This window comes from Catenulispora acidiphila DSM 44928, from assembly GCF_000024025.1.
Taxonomy (GTDB): Bacteria; Actinomycetota; Actinomycetes; order Streptomycetales; family Catenulisporaceae; genus Catenulispora; species Catenulispora acidiphila.
Genome location: NC_013131.1, coordinates 3311388 through 3327571, shown reverse-complemented (window position 1 = coordinate 3327571; position 16184 = coordinate 3311388). Strand labels below are relative to the sequence as shown.

At 65.6% G+C, this 16184-nt stretch carries 33 protein-coding genes; 30 read left to right on the top strand and 3 right to left on the bottom strand.

What is annotated here, in order from left to right; translation table 11 throughout:
• The first annotated feature begins 73 nt into the window (after positions 1-73).
• From CACI_RS14830 to CACI_RS14695, 30 genes are all read left to right on the top strand, one after another.
• Positions 74-760, top strand: coding sequence for a DUF6205 family protein (locus CACI_RS14830; RefSeq protein ID WP_012787186.1), 687 nt, complete (start codon positions 74-76; stop codon positions 758-760).
• Positions 761-774: 14 nt separating this feature from the next.
• The gene (locus CACI_RS14825) at positions 775-990 is read left to right on the top strand and encodes a hypothetical protein (RefSeq protein WP_041540249.1); all 216 of its coding nucleotides are present in this window, start codon (positions 775-777) and stop codon (positions 988-990) included.
• Positions 977-1300 (top strand): hypothetical protein, encoded by a 324-nt coding sequence (locus CACI_RS14820; RefSeq protein ID WP_012787184.1) that lies wholly within the window; start codon positions 977-979, stop codon positions 1298-1300. Before CACI_RS14825 ends, CACI_RS14820 begins: the two co-directional genes overlap by 14 nt.
• The gene (locus CACI_RS14815) at positions 1293-1643 is read left to right on the top strand and encodes a hypothetical protein (RefSeq protein ID WP_012787183.1); all 351 of its coding nucleotides are present in this window, start codon (positions 1293-1295) and stop codon (positions 1641-1643) included. The genes CACI_RS14820 and CACI_RS14815 overlap by 8 nt, the downstream gene beginning before the upstream one ends.
• Positions 1643-1954: a hypothetical protein gene (locus CACI_RS14810; RefSeq protein WP_012787182.1), complete on the top strand. Its 312-nt coding sequence runs from the start codon at positions 1643-1645 to the stop codon at positions 1952-1954. Before CACI_RS14815 ends, CACI_RS14810 begins: the two co-directional genes overlap by 1 nt.
• A complete protein-coding gene (locus tag CACI_RS14805) occupies positions 1947-2303 on the top strand; it encodes a hypothetical protein (protein ID WP_012787181.1) in 357 nt (118 codons plus the stop codon). Before CACI_RS14810 ends, CACI_RS14805 begins: the two co-directional genes overlap by 8 nt.
• Positions 2296-2478, top strand: coding sequence for a hypothetical protein (locus CACI_RS14800; RefSeq protein WP_012787180.1), 183 nt, complete (start codon positions 2296-2298; stop codon positions 2476-2478). Before CACI_RS14805 ends, CACI_RS14800 begins: the two co-directional genes overlap by 8 nt.
• Positions 2475-3089, top strand: coding sequence for a hypothetical protein (locus tag CACI_RS45530; RefSeq protein WP_012787179.1), 615 nt, complete (start codon positions 2475-2477; stop codon positions 3087-3089). Before CACI_RS14800 ends, CACI_RS45530 begins: the two co-directional genes overlap by 4 nt.
• Positions 3089-3355, top strand: a complete 267-nt coding sequence (locus CACI_RS14790) for a hypothetical protein (protein ID WP_012787178.1) — start codon at positions 3089-3091, stop codon at positions 3353-3355. Before CACI_RS45530 ends, CACI_RS14790 begins: the two co-directional genes overlap by 1 nt.
• A 12-nt stretch (positions 3356-3367) precedes the next feature.
• Complete coding sequence (locus CACI_RS14785) at positions 3368-3592, top strand: hypothetical protein (RefSeq protein ID WP_143765252.1); 225 nt, start codon at positions 3368-3370, stop codon at positions 3590-3592.
• Positions 3593-3603: 11 nt separating this feature from the next.
• On the top strand, positions 3604-3819 hold the full coding sequence (locus CACI_RS14780) for a hypothetical protein (RefSeq protein ID WP_143765251.1): 216 nt from the start codon (positions 3604-3606) through the stop codon (positions 3817-3819).
• Positions 3820-3895: 76 nt separating this feature from the next.
• On the top strand, positions 3896-5026 hold the full coding sequence (locus tag CACI_RS14775) for an RNA ligase (RefSeq protein WP_012787175.1): 1131 nt from the start codon (positions 3896-3898) through the stop codon (positions 5024-5026).
• 1 nt (position 5027) lies between these two features.
• Entirely contained in the window at positions 5028-5936 is a 909-nt protein-coding gene (locus tag CACI_RS14770; RefSeq protein WP_012787174.1) for a phosphatase domain-containing protein, read from the top strand.
• Entirely contained in the window at positions 5923-6105 is a 183-nt protein-coding gene (locus tag CACI_RS49805) for a hypothetical protein (protein WP_012787173.1), read from the top strand. The genes CACI_RS14770 and CACI_RS49805 overlap by 14 nt, the downstream gene beginning before the upstream one ends.
• Entirely contained in the window at positions 6102-6275 is a 174-nt protein-coding gene (locus CACI_RS51165; RefSeq protein WP_012787172.1) for a hypothetical protein, read from the top strand. Before CACI_RS49805 ends, CACI_RS51165 begins: the two co-directional genes overlap by 4 nt.
• Positions 6276-6288: 13 nt before the next feature.
• On the top strand, positions 6289-6987 hold the full coding sequence (locus CACI_RS14765) for a hypothetical protein (protein ID WP_012787171.1): 699 nt from the start codon (positions 6289-6291) through the stop codon (positions 6985-6987).
• A gap of 101 nt (positions 6988-7088) precedes the next feature.
• Positions 7089-7670 (top strand): hypothetical protein, encoded by a 582-nt coding sequence (locus tag CACI_RS14760; protein WP_012787170.1) that lies wholly within the window; start codon positions 7089-7091, stop codon positions 7668-7670.
• A complete protein-coding gene (locus CACI_RS14755; protein WP_012787169.1) occupies positions 7651-7944 on the top strand; it encodes a hypothetical protein in 294 nt (97 codons plus the stop codon). The genes CACI_RS14760 and CACI_RS14755 overlap by 20 nt, the downstream gene beginning before the upstream one ends.
• 214 nt (positions 7945-8158) lie before the next feature.
• Complete coding sequence (locus tag CACI_RS14750) at positions 8159-8428, top strand: hypothetical protein (RefSeq protein ID WP_143765250.1); 270 nt, start codon at positions 8159-8161, stop codon at positions 8426-8428.
• Position 8429: 1 nt separating this feature from the next.
• Complete coding sequence (locus CACI_RS14745) at positions 8430-8831, top strand: DUF6221 family protein (RefSeq protein WP_012787167.1); 402 nt, start codon at positions 8430-8432, stop codon at positions 8829-8831.
• Positions 8831-9208, top strand: coding sequence for a hypothetical protein (locus CACI_RS49800; RefSeq protein ID WP_143765249.1), 378 nt, complete (start codon positions 8831-8833; stop codon positions 9206-9208). The genes CACI_RS14745 and CACI_RS49800 overlap by 1 nt, the downstream gene beginning before the upstream one ends.
• Positions 9205-9408, top strand: a complete 204-nt coding sequence (locus CACI_RS14735; protein ID WP_012787165.1) for a hypothetical protein — start codon at positions 9205-9207, stop codon at positions 9406-9408. Before CACI_RS49800 ends, CACI_RS14735 begins: the two co-directional genes overlap by 4 nt.
• A 130-nt stretch (positions 9409-9538) precedes the next feature.
• Positions 9539-10792 carry an RNA-guided endonuclease InsQ/TnpB family protein gene (locus CACI_RS14730; RefSeq protein WP_012787164.1) on the top strand — a complete coding sequence of 418 codons (1254 nt, stop codon included), beginning with the start codon at positions 9539-9541 and terminating at the stop codon, positions 10790-10792.
• Between the two features lie 174 nt (positions 10793-10966).
• The gene (locus tag CACI_RS14725; protein WP_012787163.1) at positions 10967-11398 is read left to right on the top strand and encodes a hypothetical protein; all 432 of its coding nucleotides are present in this window, start codon (positions 10967-10969) and stop codon (positions 11396-11398) included.
• Complete coding sequence (locus CACI_RS14720) at positions 11395-11724, top strand: hypothetical protein (protein ID WP_012787162.1); 330 nt, start codon at positions 11395-11397, stop codon at positions 11722-11724. The genes CACI_RS14725 and CACI_RS14720 overlap by 4 nt, the downstream gene beginning before the upstream one ends.
• Positions 11721-11993, top strand: a complete 273-nt coding sequence (locus CACI_RS14715; RefSeq protein ID WP_012787161.1) for a hypothetical protein — start codon at positions 11721-11723, stop codon at positions 11991-11993. Before CACI_RS14720 ends, CACI_RS14715 begins: the two co-directional genes overlap by 4 nt.
• Positions 11990-12250 carry a hypothetical protein gene (locus CACI_RS14710; protein ID WP_012787160.1) on the top strand — a complete coding sequence of 87 codons (261 nt, stop codon included), beginning with the start codon at positions 11990-11992 and terminating at the stop codon, positions 12248-12250. Before CACI_RS14715 ends, CACI_RS14710 begins: the two co-directional genes overlap by 4 nt.
• The gene (locus tag CACI_RS14705) at positions 12247-12504 is read left to right on the top strand and encodes a hypothetical protein (protein WP_012787159.1); all 258 of its coding nucleotides are present in this window, start codon (positions 12247-12249) and stop codon (positions 12502-12504) included. The genes CACI_RS14710 and CACI_RS14705 overlap by 4 nt, the downstream gene beginning before the upstream one ends.
• 468 nt (positions 12505-12972) lie before the next feature.
• On the top strand, positions 12973-13704 hold the full coding sequence (locus CACI_RS14700) for a DUF7873 family protein (protein ID WP_012787158.1): 732 nt from the start codon (positions 12973-12975) through the stop codon (positions 13702-13704).
• 666 nt (positions 13705-14370) lie between these two features.
• The gene (locus CACI_RS14695; RefSeq protein WP_143765248.1) at positions 14371-14772 is read left to right on the top strand and encodes a hypothetical protein; all 402 of its coding nucleotides are present in this window, start codon (positions 14371-14373) and stop codon (positions 14770-14772) included.
• A 255-nt stretch (positions 14773-15027) separates the two neighbouring features.
• Here CACI_RS14695 and CACI_RS51160 read toward each other — a convergent pair whose 3' ends face one another.
• From CACI_RS51160 to CACI_RS14680, 3 genes are all read right to left on the bottom strand, one after another.
• On the bottom strand, positions 15028-15177 hold the full coding sequence (locus CACI_RS51160) for a hypothetical protein (protein WP_190276761.1): 150 nt from the start codon (positions 15175-15177) through the stop codon (positions 15028-15030).
• Between the two features lie 188 nt (positions 15178-15365).
• The gene (locus CACI_RS14685) at positions 15366-15605 is read right to left on the bottom strand and encodes a hypothetical protein (RefSeq protein ID WP_012787155.1); all 240 of its coding nucleotides are present in this window, start codon (positions 15603-15605) and stop codon (positions 15366-15368) included.
• Between the two features lie 244 nt (positions 15606-15849).
• Positions 15850-16173 carry a hypothetical protein gene (locus CACI_RS14680; RefSeq protein ID WP_041540247.1) on the bottom strand — a complete coding sequence of 108 codons (324 nt, stop codon included), beginning with the start codon at positions 16171-16173 and terminating at the stop codon, positions 15850-15852.
• Between the last annotated feature and the right edge of the window lie 11 nt (positions 16174-16184).

The following is a 16184-nucleotide window of genomic DNA, read 5'->3' as shown; positions in this document are numbered from 1 at the left end:
GGGAGAAGCCCACGAACGGTCAGATCAAGACTCGCATGGTGGAACGCCATGCCGACAGTTCAGGACCGAGCCGATGAGCTACGACAACCGCTTTAGCGGTGCCATCACAATCACGCCGCCGCTGACCTGGTCCGAGATTGAGGCCGGACCGGCGCTGCGAGACCTGAAGCTGGAGATCCGGGAGAGGCGGACTGTCAGCGATGACGGCGACACCGAGACCGTGCGCCGGACCGCCGACCGCATCCTGCCGCGCGTGCGGACCTTCAGCGGCACGCACGTCCTGGAGGATCTCCAGGCCATCGTCGCCCACTACGAAGGGCACGAGTTTGGCGGGTTCATTCAGATGCAGCCCGATCCTGGGTTCGACGACCCGATTCCGACCCGGTACATGGTGCACGGGCGTGAGGTCGTCGAGGTGCGTGCCGTGCTGGTGTGGCCCGGCGAAGGCGACGAGGAGGAGCTGCTGGAGATCCTCGCGGACGCCGGCGACGGCGGCACCTACGTGGTGAAGTGCGCCGGAGACTTTGACCGGCCGCAGGGCGTGCCCGTGGAGGACACGGACCTGCCGGAGCAGCTGCTGGCGTGGCGGGATGCTGCGGTGAAGGCGGCAACCGACGAGACCCTGCGTGAAGCCCGTGCTCTTGCGCGGGAATGCAAGGACGTTCTTGACGCCATGCCGGTCGGCTTGGACGAACTGCTCGGCATCGACTTCGAAGACCTGCCCGACTGGTTTACCGACCCTAGTGGGGACGGTGCCTGATGCTGAGTAGCCCCATGGACGATCTCGACTGGCCGGAGGCGATGCGCGCCGAGGCCATCCGACGCGCGGAGCGACTCGGCCACAATGTCGAACTCGACCCGCCGGCAGGACCAGCCGCGCCCGAGCGGTGGACGTGCACCATCTGCGGTGACTCGGTGCTGTTCACCGGCGCCGTGATTTACGGCGCCGCGGCCAAGAGACACTGCGGGAGCGACCATGTCCGGTACTGAGGCTGGCACCTGGCGTATGTTTGCGCACCGCTACGACAGCGGCGACCTGCACAACCTGGGCTCCCGTCGGTATGTCGAGTTCCACGGCGTGTCAGCGCCGATTGTCGAGGTGGATGTTGTCGAGGTCTCCGACGATGATCCGACTGCAACGCACTGGGGCTGGATGGGTATGGACATCACCGAGCCGGTCATGATCTACCCGCGCGAGGTTCTGTTCCGGGTCTGCTTCCCCTACGGCGTCCAGGCCGAGGTTGACGCAGGCAAGGGGCGTGTTGTCCGGCTGGCCGTGACGGAGGTTGGCGATGCCTGAGTCTCCCGCCAACCTGCTGCGCCGTGCCGTTGAAGCGATTCGCCGCGACGCCCAGCTGCTCCTGGACGAGATGGATGCTGAGCCCTACTACTGGGACCCGAACGCCGACGACATCACCGCCTATCGGCAAGGCGTCGACAGCGGACTTGGCGGCCCGGCCGGAACCTACGCCGCAGCCTGGCATCCGGGCGTGGCATTCGCAGTCGCGGACTGGCTCGCCGCCGTCGCGGACAACGCCGCCCTGCACGAACTCACCCGTGCAGCCTTCGGGCCAGACCGCGCCCGGGAGTGGGATGCGGCCGTGCGAACCGCACGCGCGTACCTGAACGAGGAGACATCCTGATGACCACGATCACTGAGTTGCTGGCCCAGGCCGAGATCCGATGCACCACCGGTTGCCGGGACGGCTACATCGACAACACGGATGCAGTCCGCGCCTGGGAGGACGAGCACCGCGAAGCGCTGGAGCGGTATGACGCCGAGCGACGTCGCACTCGCCGGGCGCTGGTCGCCGGCGAGGAGCTGGAGCTTCGGAACACCGAGCCGCCCGCGTTCCTGAAGTGCCCGTGTGGTGGTGCCGGCGGGGTCCTGACCGAGGACGGCTACGCGTTGATGGCGTTCCTGGTGCGGCACTTGGGGTTGCTCAATGCCTGACGTCGACGAGCAGATGCTCGCCTACTTCGCTGCCCGCCAACACCAGCGCGACCAGGCGGTCGAGCGAGCGTGGGAAACGCTCCAAGCCGATGTCGCAGGGTTCTTCGAGCAGTACGCCGGCCACGATGCACTGCCGTTCGCGGTGGCGAAGCTCGTCCGGGAGATGACCGTGGCCGCGTTCGTGCGCGGCACCATGCATGCGGCCGGAACGCCGTTCCACGAGATCGTGCAGCCGTCCGATCCGATGATGCTGTACCAGGCCCGCGAGACCGTCACCTCGATGCCCGACATCTACCGGACGTGGGCGCTGCTTGACGGGCGACTCGACGAGGAGACGGACGATGCCTGACCGGATCACCCTCGTGCGCATGCGCGAGATTGACTACATCCTGCGGTTCCCCGGCAGGTTCACGAAGGCCGACATCCGCGAAGCCGCGCTCGAACTGCGCGCGGAGATCAACTTGCTGGATCCGACAGTACAGCGGACCGTTTCATCCAACCCTCGCCACGAAGGAACATCATGATGCGTCGCATCGCTGCCCTGATCGCAGGGCTGTTCATCGCCGTTGCAGCCCTCGCCGGCTGCTCCCACGCCACGCCCGTGTCCTACGCGCCCGCCGCCTACGGCGAAGTCATCGGTGGCGCTGGCCACTGCTACTACGACGACGATCCGTATGAGGCGCAGCAGCTCCTCGCCGCCGGCCTGTGCCCCGCCGGCTGGGTTCCCACCGCGATGCCGCTGTACTGGCACGAGGAGTACTACTCGTACTACTCCAGCCCCACCTACTACAACCGGTACGTCCTGGTGTCGCACCGCACCGTGTACATCACCCACGAGACCACGTTCCACACCACCTACTCCTCGCAGATCTCCACCGCATCGGCAAAGGCCGCCTACAAGGGCAGCAACGGCAAGACGGTGACCGGCACCACGGCGAAGATGAAGTTCTCCAGCGGCTCCGGCAGCACCGGGAAGGTCGGCGGCGGATCCCTGCGCAGCGGAACCACGGGCGGCTCTACTGGCGGTAGCAGTGGGAGTTCCGGCTCGGGTAGCGGCAAGTCGAGCACGACCGTGAAGTCGAAGTCCGGCAGCGGCAGCAGCGGCGGCGGCTCTCTGCGGAGTGGTCGCAAGTGATGCGGGACTTCTCGGTCTACGGTTTCTGGCCGCACAGCAGTGAACGCTGGGGCGAGGTCTACCAGGCCACGTCGGCACGCGCGGCCGAGGACCTGGCGCAGATGTTCGCCGCCGAGCAGGGCGCCGTGCTGCGGGTGGCCGGCGTCTTCGAGGGCACCGTCGTTTCCGTCGACCGGTACACGCTGTACGTCGACCCCCGGGATGTTCGCAACCTCGATGCCGAAGACCTCGAGCCTGACGTGCCCGGCCTTGAGATCGCCACGTGAACGGTGCTCGGGTTGGTTGAGGACCCGCGCGACCGGCGCTGGAATGAACGCACTGGCGGCCAGCGGTTCTGCGACCAGATCCTTGCCGACTCGCCGCTCGCCGCGGAAGACGTCGCGATGGACAAGGCGCGCAGTGAAGGTGGCCGGCTGCTGGTGTGTGCCGTGTTCGACGGGGCGCGACAGCGGGCTGATGCGCTGTACGGGAAGTTCGCAAATCCCGACGTTGTCGCAGAGTGAGAATGGTTGCCATGGACATCCCCGCCAAGCTCACCACCCTCCACGCCGAGACCCAGGCCGTGTTCAAGTTGCTGCACGCAGCGAACAACAACGCCCACCAGCAGGACCCGAGCCTGCGGCAGGCCGTCGCGTTGACCTCCGCGGCGGTGGCTGCGCTGGAGAAGGCAACTCGGTGTGCGGAGGCGGCGTTCGAGGCCGAGCGAGTTGCCGAGCGCGAGCACCGCTGACCTCACGCCGGTATCCGATTTGCCTCTATCGCTGTTCCCGGCGACCGTGTATCAACCGAGCGAATCGGAGCCCTCGATGACGACCACCACCACTTCCCCGCTGCACCTGCACGACCTGTTCTCGCCGGCGGATCTGCAGGCTGAGATCGAGGCGAAGTTCGTGACGCGGAAGCAGCATCCGACGCTGCCGTTATCGCTGTACGTCTACGGCCAGTCTTGCCAGTACGAGCACCACTGGACCCCGGTGACGATGTGCTGTCGCGGACTGATCGTTGATGACACTACGGGCCGAATAGTAGCGCTGCCGTTCCCGAAGATCTTCGTGACGGGGATGCATGGCGTTCACGACTTTGCGCCGCCGCTCCCGACCGAACCGTTCGAGATCTTCGAGAAAGTGGACGGCTCACTAATTATCGCCTTCCACTACGACGGCCGGTGGCACGCCGCGTCCAAGGGCAGCTTCGCCTCCGAGCAGTCGGCGTGGGCGCAGGCCCGTCTCGACGCGGCGGACACGTCGCTGCTGGACCCCGCGCTGACGTACCTCGCGGAGGCGATCTACCCCGCGAACCGGATCGTCGTCGACTACGGCGCGCGTGAAGACCTTGTGCTGCTGGCCGCATACGAGCCGGCCACGGGCGCCGAGAAGGCGCTGGCCAAGGTGGCGGCGCACTGGGCGCCGATCGGTCCGGTGGTGCGGTCCTGGGGCTTGGGCAAAGATGTTCGGGAGGTGGAGGTGCTGGCTGCGGACAGCCGTCGTATCGACGGGCGGACCGCCGGCGGCACCGAGGACGAGGGCTACGTCATCCGCTTCACGTCCGGCATCCGCGCAAAGATCAAACTGTCGTCCTACCTGGCCCTTCACAAGCTGTACACCGGCACGAACGAACGCACCGTGTGGGAGGTTCTGGCGTCCGGCCAGGATCCCGCAGTCCTGTTCGACACTGTGCCCGATGAGTTCGCGGGCTGGGTCCGTCAGGTCGCGGCCCGCCTGCGCGGTGAGTTCGACGCCTACGTTGCTGCGGCCCGCGCGGACTTCGACGCGATTGGCCCGACCGCAGAAAGGAAGTCGTTCGCCGAGCAGGCCATGAAGTCCGAGCACCGCGCTGCACTGTTCCGGCTGTACGACGGCCGCGACATCGACGATCTGGCGTGGAAGAGCATCAAGCCGCGCGGTGACGTGCCGTTCGTGACCGACGAGGAAGGCTGACGTGCCCACAATCCACCTCACCTGCGGGCTGCCGGCGAGCGGCAAGACCAGCCTCGCCCGTCAGCTTGTCGCCGAGTCTGCCGGCCGGATGCGCCGCGTGAATCTCGACGACCTGCGGTTGATGCTCGACGCGAACGACGGCCGCATCCGGCTCGGCAGGGACCACGAGGAGACGGTGCTCGCGGTCCAGGACGCCGCGGTCCTCGCAGCGATCGACGGCGGCTTCGACGTTGTGGTCGACAACACGCACTTGGTCTCGCGGATCCCGAACCGACTGAAGCGGGTTGTGGCCGGGCGCGCGGACTTCGCCGTGTACGACTTCACCGGCGTCGACGTTGAGGAGTGCATCGGCCGGGACAAGGTGCGGGAGCGTCCAGTTGGCGAGGACGTGATCCGGAGCATGGCCGAGCGGCTGAAGTCGACGCGCGACGGCTGGTGGAAGCATCCGGAACGGCTGAACGACACGCCGGTGCCCGAACCCTACGTTCCCGATCTGTCGCTGCCGCCTGCGGTCCTGTGTGACATCGACGGGACGTTGGCCATTCATGCCGGCCGCGGCGCCTACGACTTGGACCTGTGCGAGACCGACCTCCTGAACGAGGAAGTCGCTCGGGTCCTGGCGTTGTGCGACCGTGCCGACGGCTACATCGTGCTGTTGTCGGGACGCCAGTCGGAGTTCCGGAAGCACACCGAGCGATGGCTGGCTGCGCATCAGGTGCCGTATGACGAGCTGTGGATGCGGGCCGAGGGAGACCGGCGCAGCGACGACATCGTCAAGGCGGAGTTGTTCGATGCGCACGTGCGCGGCCTGTACAACGTGCGGTTCGTTCTGGACGATCGGGCGCGGGTGGTCGCGCTATGGAGGCGCCTGGGGCTGAAGTGCTGGCAGGTGGCATATGGCAATTTCTGAAGGCGGGACTGAGGACGCTCACGACGACGACGTCGGCCAGCGTTACGCCGACAAGGTCAACGCTCCGCTTTCCCAGGAGACGTTGGAGGCGCTGCGGGTTGGGTTGGCGTCCGAAGAGCACGCCCGGTTCCGTCGGGCACAACTACGCGACGGATTGAGCGGATCGTGAACGGCCCACTCGCAAAGATCGTCGCCGCGGTGCTGGTCGGCGCTGCAGCCCTGGTTATCGGCGTTGTGCTGCTTGTTGCCGCGACCGATCCCAACGCGCGTACCTGCCCGCCCGGCAAAACTCTCGTCATCATGCCGGCCGGGAAGGTGTCCGTCCCCGAGTGCGTCTGATCAAGGAGTAGGCGTGTACGAGGTCAGCATCCGCTGTGAGAAGTCCGGCTTTGGTTCGTCCTGCATGTACGCGGGCGGCTGGCGCACCAACGACCTGTCCGAACCGGAACCCGCCGAGTGGGGCGCCGCGTTCGCCGAGCACGGTTGGGTTGTGCGCGATGGCCTGCACTATTGCCCGCGACACGATCCGGCGAAGGAAGGCGAGTGCGTTCGCATCGGCTTGGAGTATGTCGAGTTGGCGCCTGGCGTTCGAGCCCGGTGGCCGCAGGCCCAGCAGGACGGCGACTCGATCGCGGTCGAGGTGCAGCGCGACGGCCTGGTGGAGTTGGCGATGGCAAACGAGCGCGAGAAGGCTCGCATTGCCTTCGAGGTCCAGGACGGCGGCCTGCCTGACTTCACGGCCGAGGACTGGGGGAAGCTGCGGCGGTTCGCACCCGGCCTGGTCGACGCAATCCTGGACGCCTCGCCCATGGAACGTCGCGAGTACGTTGTTTCGGCATCCGAGCCTGCCGAGCTGCGCACGCCCGAGGAGTGGGGCGAGCGGTATGGCGTCGACATCATGGATCCCGATGGTTGGCGAAGCGCCGACGCGCCGGCATGGACGGAGCCGATCACGCTCGCCGACTTCTACGAGCGTGCGCGGCGCTGCACGGTTCGCAACTGCGCCACCGTGGACTGGCTGCGGATCGCGTGCGACGCGAAGGGGTCCTAATGCAGCCGGTCGAAGGAGAGACTGGGAGCGAAGCCGTTGATCCGCACGTGTAAGGCGTACCGTGCGCCAGTGCTGAGCGTGAGTGCCGAGGAGTTGAAGTCATGAACGACAGCGCCGACTGGATTACGAATGCCGTCCGCGATGAGGCCGAACGTGGCTACCGTGCCTACCGTGATAGCGAAGACGGCGCGACCGCCGAGTTTGTCGCGGCCGTCCCGCCGCACCAGAGCCCCGAGTTCCATCTCGCGCCGCTCGGGTTATATCTGGAGTGGCTTCGTGGGTACCTCGCGGCCGACGGTGCCCCGACGCACTACTACGACTACGGCTATAGCAGTCGTTTCCATGTGGTGACCGGCGACTTTACGACCGGCGGCGAGTGCGGCGCGTTCGCCCGCGCCGTGCTTGTGCCTTCCGGTGTCCGGCACCTCGGCGGCGCGGTCGGCCACAACGACCTGTTCTTCTTCGACGGATTCCAGGCGTCGTGTTGGGTGCCGATCTACTCGGACGCCGAGTTCCTGTCGCTGCCGAACATCGTCGGGTTCATTGAGGAGCAGAAGGCTGCGCACACTACCTTCTGGGCCGAGCAGGAGCGGGCTAGCGCTGCGAGCCTGGAGGCTATGCGTGGTAGCGACCTCGGGCGCCACGTCTTGAAGGGAAGCGGCTATGACCAGCGAGACCGTTGATCGTTTCACCGGTATCTACCGCGCCTACACCTACATTCGCGAACGATTCATCCGCGAACCCGTCACCTTCCGGCTGCATCGCGTTGATCTAGAAGCGCTCTACGATCAGCACAAGACCACGACTGCGGATGACCGCACCTTCGATGAGGCGACATCCGGCGCAGACCCCATTGCCATCTTCGGCATCCCTACCGTCCTGGACGACACCGTGCGGCCCGGCACCATGCAGATCACCGTTGAGTTGCCGCTGGTCCTGATCGAGGGCGCGCCGTGACCAGCGACGACGGCACCCCAACGGCTGAGGGGGCAGATGCTGTGGCTGACGGCTGGGAACCCGGACCATGGCATCGCATACGCCGGCCAGACGGATCCCTCTGGATGGAAGCCAGTAGCCGCAAGGAAGCCCAGGCCGAAGCCGAAAGGACCGGCTGGGCGCTTGAGCGTCTCTACGTCAACACGCGCTTTGAATGGCGATCGGAGCCGGCGCCGTGACCGACTTCGCCGAGGCCATGGACGCCGCAACCGGCCCGTTGAAGCGCATGTCCGCGATCACCGCACAGATCGCCCTCTCCGTGATCCCTGCGGACGCCGGCTGCCACTGCCTGTGCTCGGTGTACGAACCGCATACCTGCGACGGCTGGCGTGCGGACGGCTGTGTGCGCAAGGCGCCTGGCGGGACATTGTTCGGCAAGCAGCTGCCGGTCGTTGAGGTGCCGACGTGCCGGAGTTGCTTCGCGGCTGCGATCAGGAAGGGTTGACGTGATCGACATTGTGGCGTTTTCGAACGCCCGGCTGGATGAGCGCGAGCAGCTTGCGCGCGGCGTTGTGCACGCAGTCGGTGCCGACTATGACGCGCTTATGGTTGCGGCTGGCAAGGCTCTTGAACTCGGCATGGTGTCGTTGTACTGGCGTAACCACAATCCGGCCCGCGTCCTGCGCGAAGTAGCAGCACAACGGCAGCAGCTTGCCGAGCACGAGCACGTTCCCGCGGTACGGCAGAGCGACAACCACCTGTACGACTTCGGCTGCCGCACCTGCCACAACGATCCCGACTGCGGCGAGACGCTGGGGTTCGGCTGGTGCAAGACGGTGCGGTTGATGGCCGAGCCGTTCGATGAGCACCCCGACTATGACCGCTACGACCCGGCGTGGAGGATCTGATGGTCACCGACTACGTCTCGGATCAGCTCCGCGCACAGGCCGCCGCTCTGCGTCGTTCGGTCACGCCGCCAGCCGCTCCGGCAGTAGCGATTGATTATGAAGCTCTAGCCAAGGCTGATCGTGCCGCACGAAGCGTTGTCGCGGTTCAACGTCAGGCGGATGCCATGGCCGAGTGGGAGTCGCTGCGGGCTGCGGTCCCGGACGGGAAAACCGGCGCAACGCCGCTGGCCGTGCTGGACGTTCACAAGCCGTTCCTGTGCGACATCGGCTTCAACCCTGTCCCGATGTGCGAGCACTGCCAGGAGGGCGGTTACGACGGCGACTCGGTGAAGTGGGAGTGCGAGACCTACGCGGTGATCAGAGAGGGTCTGACGTGAGCTACTGGTTCGAACTCCCGCCCGCCCAGGCCGGCGACCGGGTTCGTGTGCGGTACACCGAAGGGTGTTGGGAAGCCGAGATCGAGCGCATCAGCGCGGACGGCGCGACGGTCAAACTGGTTCAAGTCCCGGAGTCGGCCGTCGAGACCAAATCAGACGGCACGACGTTCGCACGCATAACGTGGACGAACGTGCGGTGAGCGAGAAGACTTTCCGCTGTGGCTGGCGTGTCGATCAGCCGGCCGGGATTGACGCGCTCGACCGAGAATTGTAGCGCGCTAGCCCTGTCGTTCACGGCGGAGCTAGCGCATTAATTGGTAGAATGTCAAGGTGCAGCTCCGGTATAACTTCCGCCTTGACCCGACGCCCGGTCAGCGCGATGCGCTGACGAAGGCGTTTGGGTGTGCACGGTGGGTGTATAACCAAGCGCTGGCCATAAGGAAGTCTTCCTACGAGGAGGGTGGCGGCTGGATCGCTAGTGAGGTCCTGTCAAAACGGTTGATTACCGAGGCGAAGAAGAGCTCCGAGACTGCATGGCTCGGGAGTGTTTCCGTTGTCGTGCTTCAACAGGCTTTGCGGGACAACGATGTTGCGTACAAGAACTTCTTCGACTCCGCCACGGGGCGGCGTAAGGGCGTGCGTGCTGGCAAGCCCCGGTTCCGCTCCCGGCGCGACAACAGGCAGGCGATCCGGTTCACTGCGAACTCCAAGTTCAAGATCATGAAGTCGGGTCGGCTGTCTTTGCCGAAGATCGGCGAGGTCGCGGTCCGCTGGTCGCGGGACCTGCCGTCCGACCCGTCGTCGGTGACCGTCATCAAGGACGCGTCGGGCCGGTACTTCGCTTCGTTCGTCGTCCAGACCGACCCGGCGGCGGATGCCGAACGGTTCCCGGCCGGCGACGCCTACGCGGAGACCGGCATAGATCTGGGTCTCACACACTTTGTCGTCCGGGACAACGGCGAGAAGATCGACGCACCGAGGTTCCTGCGCAAGGCCGAACAGCGGCTCAAGAAGCTCCAACAGTCACTCGCGCGGAAACAGAAGGGCTCGAACAATCGAGCCAAGGCGCGAGTGAAGGTCGCGAAGGCTCACGCCCACGTTGCCGATGCTCGCAAGGACTTCCACCACAAGCTGTCGACCACGATCATCCGCGAGAACCAAGCGGTGTACGTGGAAGACCTCGCGGCAAGCAGCATGGCACGGTCGCGTATGAACGGCATGGCAAAGTCGGTGCACGACGCCGGCTGGTCCAACTTCGTGCGGATGCTGGAGTACAAGTCCGCGCGGTACGGACGGACGTTCGCGAAAATGGACCGGTGGGCGCCGACGTCACAGGTCTGCTCAGCGTGCGGCGTAAAGGACGGACCGAAGCCACTGAAGGTGCGAGGCTGGACGTGCGGCGCCTGCGGCGTGCACCATGACCGGGACGTCAACGCGGCACGCAACATCCTTACTCTTGGAAGGCAGGTCGCGGCGGGACGCGCCGAGACTGAAAATGCCTGTGGAGGGGACGTAAGACCGCAGCTTGCTGTGGCAGGCCCCGATGAAGCAGGAACCCACCTAGGCGACCGGACACTCGCGTGACCGGCGCGGCAGGAATCCCTGCTCTAAGGGCGGGGAGGACGTCAAGAGACGTTCATGCGCAGAGCGTGCGCTCGTTGAGTCCGCCATCGAAGTCACCGCGCAGTTGGGCGGCGCCGAGGAAGGGTGGCCACTGGAGAGGGCTGTGGCTGTTGTGATGCCGAGCCTGGAGGAAGCGTGAACGATCGCCCTACGCCGGAGCGTCTCGCCGAGATCCGCAGCATCCACGAGGTCAACTGGGCGCATCCGACCCTCGGGCTCGTCACCAGCATGGAACGGGTGATGTGCAACGACCTGCTCAACGAAGTTGACGCGCTCATCCGCGAGCGAGACGAACGGCCTACCGTCGTCGTACAGTTCGACGGGCCGCTTAACGAGGCCGGCTACCAGAAGCTCGCCGAACGCTGGCGCGAGATCGTAGAGCAGGACAAGGGAAAGCCCCTGCAGATCCTTGCGCCAGACCGCACCGACTACGGCCGCTTCGAGATGTACTACGACTCCGACATCATGGCCTGTCTCGACTGCTACGCCTTCACGGCCCCGACCAACGTTAACCTTGCCGACTACGTGGCGTGGGCCGACGGGCATCGATGCGAGGTGAGGACGTGAGCGAGGAGCACAACCCGATCCTCGCCGCCAGCACCTTCGATGCGGAGAGGCTTGAGCGTCTCCTTGCCGAGAACATCGTTGACTCTGCTCTTGCGGTGACGCGCGCACGATATGCGCCGTTCCAGGCCACTTATGATGCTGCGTTCGACGACTGGGAGCGGATGATGGATGCTTCGGGGCTGCCGGATCCGATGGGCACCTACGCCGTCCTGAACATCCACTACCCGCAGATCCTCGACGACCGCGGCTTCGTTGGCTGCATGCACTGCGGTGTTCCGTGGCGGTGCCCGCCGTTTGCTGGCCTTGCAGTGCAGGAGCTGACATGATCGACGGCTTCATCCAGTTTGGCGACGGCAAGCCGATCCCCGTGACGGACATCAGTATTGAGTGGGAGCGCGACCCGGCGCCGCACCTGCCGCACCTCCCGCTGCTCAGCGAGTTCGAGGTTACGCTTCCGATGTCGATCGAGACCGGCTCGAAGATTCTGCGCATCGTCGGCGAGGAGAGCCTGGCTGATCGCATCAACATCGCCATCCATCCCGACCTGGCGGAGCTTAACCTTCAGCTGGACGGCTTCTACGGAGGTCAACCATGACCGAACCACCTGACGACCTCACCCGCCAGGTCCGCGCCCAGATCGCTGCCGCCTATGGGCTTGACTACGACACTACCGACTGGAACTGGGATGGCTACCTGACGGCGAGAGCCGAGTATGACGCGCGGCTTGCGGAGTTCCGTGACGCGATTCCAAAACGCATGGAGGCCTCGGCCACCGACCTAACGGCGCTGTTCCAGGCCGAGGATCTGCTGCCGCCGGGTTTCACTTTTGCGTATGAAGACCGCAGCCAGTGACCGACTCGCTATATGGCCAGCCAGCACTGACGGTTGCCGCCCTGAACGAGTTCCTTGCTGGTATCGAACGCAACAAGAAGCGGCTCGTCTGCGCCGCCGATATGTACGAGCGCGTCCGGGATGCGGTCCGCGACGGCGGCTACGGGATCGCGTACACGGTCATCGAGTGCTCGTGGCTGGACGACGGGCAGGTGCTGCTGATGGCATCGGAGGCCGAGATGGCGGACCTGTACGGCGTGGAGTTCCCGCCTTGAACGAGACGCCCACCTGCCCGGGTGTTGCATTCCCTTGGCACCGACGGTCGTTTGTTCAGTGGCTGCTGCGACGGAACCGCCCCCGGACCGACTACGTGCAGTGCGGGCTCCTGCGGGGCCACGGCGGTTCGTGCGTGCCGTTCGTGCCCGGGGACTACCTGCCGCCGCCGCTGTTACATCCGCTCAATGCGTGGTTGTCGCGGCGGCCATGGCAGACGTGGTGGTGCCCGGCATGCAGGCGGCTGGCCAACGGCTGGAACGCCGAGTTCGCAACGGCGTTCCGCGGCGATCAGATCAACTGGGACCGGCCGTCTGAGGAGTGCCAGATTACGTACCGGCCGTGCGGGTGCGTGGTTCGGGACGTGGCTGAAGCGGCGTGGAACGTTCGAGTAAAGCCGCCAGCAAGCGAACATCATTCGGCGTAGGCTGCGTCAATCCCCACAAGCCCCCCTGAAGGGACCCACAGTCGTGGCCAAGCTCAACCAGATCATCGCCGTTGAGAAGTCGGTCAAGTCCCGCTCCTACGCGGACATCACCGAGGCGCACCACAACGTCCAGAAGCAGGCGCTGCTGTCCGGCATCTCCCGGACGTACCAGCCAAAGGACGAGGAAGGCGAGCAGCTTCCGCCGGAGTCGACGCGCGTGCAGATCGGCGCCGAGGAGATCCTGCGCTTCACATCGGCGAACATGACGCGGCTGTTCGACGTGACCGCGACGAAGGACTGGGCGAACTGCGAAGCCCGCGCCGACGTCATGGTCGACGGCCAGGTTCTCATCGCCGGCGTGCCGGTGTCGTACCTGCTGTTCCTGGAGAAGCAGCTGACGGACCTGCACACGTTCGTGAAGAAGTTGCCGGTGCTGGATGCCGCCGAGTCCTGGGTTCACGACCCGTCGACCGACTCGTGGAAGACGGAGCCGGTGCGGACCAACCGCACCAAGAAGGTGCCGCGCAACCATGTGAAGGCCGAGGCCACTGAGAAGCACCCGGCGCAGGTCGAGGTCTACTACGAGGACGTGACCGTCGGCACCTGGACCACGACGAAGTTCTCCGGTGCGCTGCCGGCCGAGCGCGTTAATGCACTGGCTGCGCGGGTGGAGAAGCTGGCGCACGCGGTGAAGTTCGCCCGCGAGGAGGCCAACAACCACGAGGTGACGGACCGGCGCGTTGGCGAGGACGTGTTCGGGTACCTGTTCGCGTGACGCTGGCCGGCGCACGGTAGGATCGGCGGCGAGCACAAGCTGAAGTTGAGACTGAAGCTGACGGGTTGCTCGGTGATGGTGGAGGTTCGAGTCCTTCCGGCGGCATACGGGCCGCTGTAGCCCAACTGGTAGAGGCGCATCGAGACCACTGAAGTTCAGATTCTCGCTCCATGCTCAGCATCGCCGTCGATCGCCGGATCAAGCGGACGCGGACGAGAACGTCGAGGTTATGGGTTCGACCCCCATCGCCGGCTCTACGTGCTGGCGTAGCTCAATAGGCAGAGCACGGCGCCGTCAAGAGTGAGCCGCGTCCTTAAACGCCATCGGTGTGGCCAAGTGGCGGACGTCACTGACTTGCAAAGTCATTACAGACACAGCGCCTCGGAGGATGGATACCGCCTCCGGGGCGCGCTGCTGTTTCGACGGCACCCAGGCTGGCAGGGCTTTTCGGTACGCTAGAGCACCACGTCCAGACCAGGAGCCGCAAGGCTAAGTCGATCCGCCCGGACGTGGATTGCGAGGCGGTCGGCCTGCCCGGTCGAGGTGGAGGCGTCAAACCGCAGAACTGGCCAGTCTTGCGGGAGCCTTGGAAGCCCGCGACGCCGGACACGGCCGGCCGCCATGGTTTCGAACCGCAGGACTGACGGCCTCAATACGGTGGTGACTATGAAGCGCCGAGGCACCCCGACCGTGCCCGTTTCTCACGTCGTCGCCTACAAGACACCGTTTGAAACGCGCGTCCACTTTGAGTCCGTGCCGCTGGACGTGGACCAGGCGCACGTCGTGTCGGAGCGGCCATATGTGTCGGTCACGGCCTACTCCTGGAGGCTGTGGCCCGAACGGCAACCTGTCGAGGACTCGTGGTTCATCGAGGTCGTAGCGTTCATCCCCGAAGAGGCGATGTCTGCGCTTGACGAAGCTCTACAGCGACTTGATGCTGACATTGCGGCTGGCCGGGTAGTGCGCGGCACGCACGATGCACTCGTGGAGAAGGATCCGTTCGGGCGGCGCGAGGCGGAACTGGAGTTGTTCCACAGGGCAAAGATCCGCGAGCTGCAGGAGGCCTAGTGGAAGGGCGGTCCCGGGCACCATCCGCGGCACACGCCCGGGACCTCATCGGTGGGCGGGACGTGAGCGCCTGCTCGCGGTTGCCAGAACCGGCCGGCTCATGCCGCCGCGGGCGGGGGCCGATCAATCCCTTCCCCTATATGACGTCCCTGTTGGGAGTTCTCGTGGCGCCCCGGCCGGGTGACCTTGGGGCCGGCCGGGGCGTGGGATCAACCCGTGCGGGCCGTCGGCGCCCGCACGTCGAGGGTACGCCGGTCAGGCTATGTCGGGTACGGACACGCAGAACTCGTGGCCGCGCTTGTCGTACCAGTTGCCGACCGTCTCGGCGACGACGCCGCCGAGCTCGGTTAGGACGCCTTCGAGGTGCACGCCGGGCGGGAGTTCGTTGATCGGCTTCAGTGTCACGGCGATGAGTAAGCTCCCGACGGACACCGGCCCGCCCTGCACTGGCTTCTCCTCGTGCGGCCGGTCTCTGACCTGCCTGAACCGCACCGTACACCATCCCGGATGTGAATGTGCGCCCCGGCTGGGACTGCGGGGCGCCGCTCAAGCCATTGTCGCACTTGTGGGCGGCTTGGCGCGGCGACGCCCGGCTACTTGGCGGCCGGCTTCGAATTCCAGCCCGCCTCGAGATGGGCCCAGCGATCAGTTCCGTTGCCCCAGGTTTCACCAGTCCACGGCGGCAGGCCCGCAGTCAGGATCTCGGGTCCACCTTCGATTACCCACTCGAAGCCCGCGCTGACGGGCTCGCTGGAGTCGTCAAGCCACGAGGCGTCGTCCGAGCCCTCAGAGGGAACCTGGTTGTCGAGATCCTCGGGTACGTAGCCGTACATGGGCTCTCCTCTAGATAGCGCAATAACCCCGGAGGTCGGGGCCAGCGGTACCTCCGTTGATACGGAGAGCAAGTGTTGAAACGAACAACACATCAGAACCACCTCCGCCGTCGCGGAGAGTATCCACCGAGGTGGGGTTGTGCTGCCTCGACCATAGCAACGCCGGACGGGCCGCGTTACCGCTTCCGTCAGATACACCAATGCCCGGCCGCCATTCGGTCGGCCGGGCATCGACGCGCAGCAGCTACTCGGCTCCGACAGTTTCCAGCCGCGCCAGGGCACTTACCCCCTGACTGACTGCCTCGGCGAGCCGACCAGCGAGTCCGTTGAGATCGACACCTTCCAGCGAGGTGCCCGTCTTGTGGACCATGCGGTTCACGGCGGCTTGGTCAACGCCGAGTCGACGTCCGGCTTCGGACTGGTTGCCGTCGCACGCTTCAACGAGAGCTGCAACGGCCTTGGCTCGTGCTGATGCGAGCAGGATGGATGCGCCGTGGACTGCCCCGGCGGCGTAGGTGACCAGGAGCGCGTCTTGCTGAATGGCTTCAAGGTGTTCGTCGGGGATCACGCGGTGCCTTT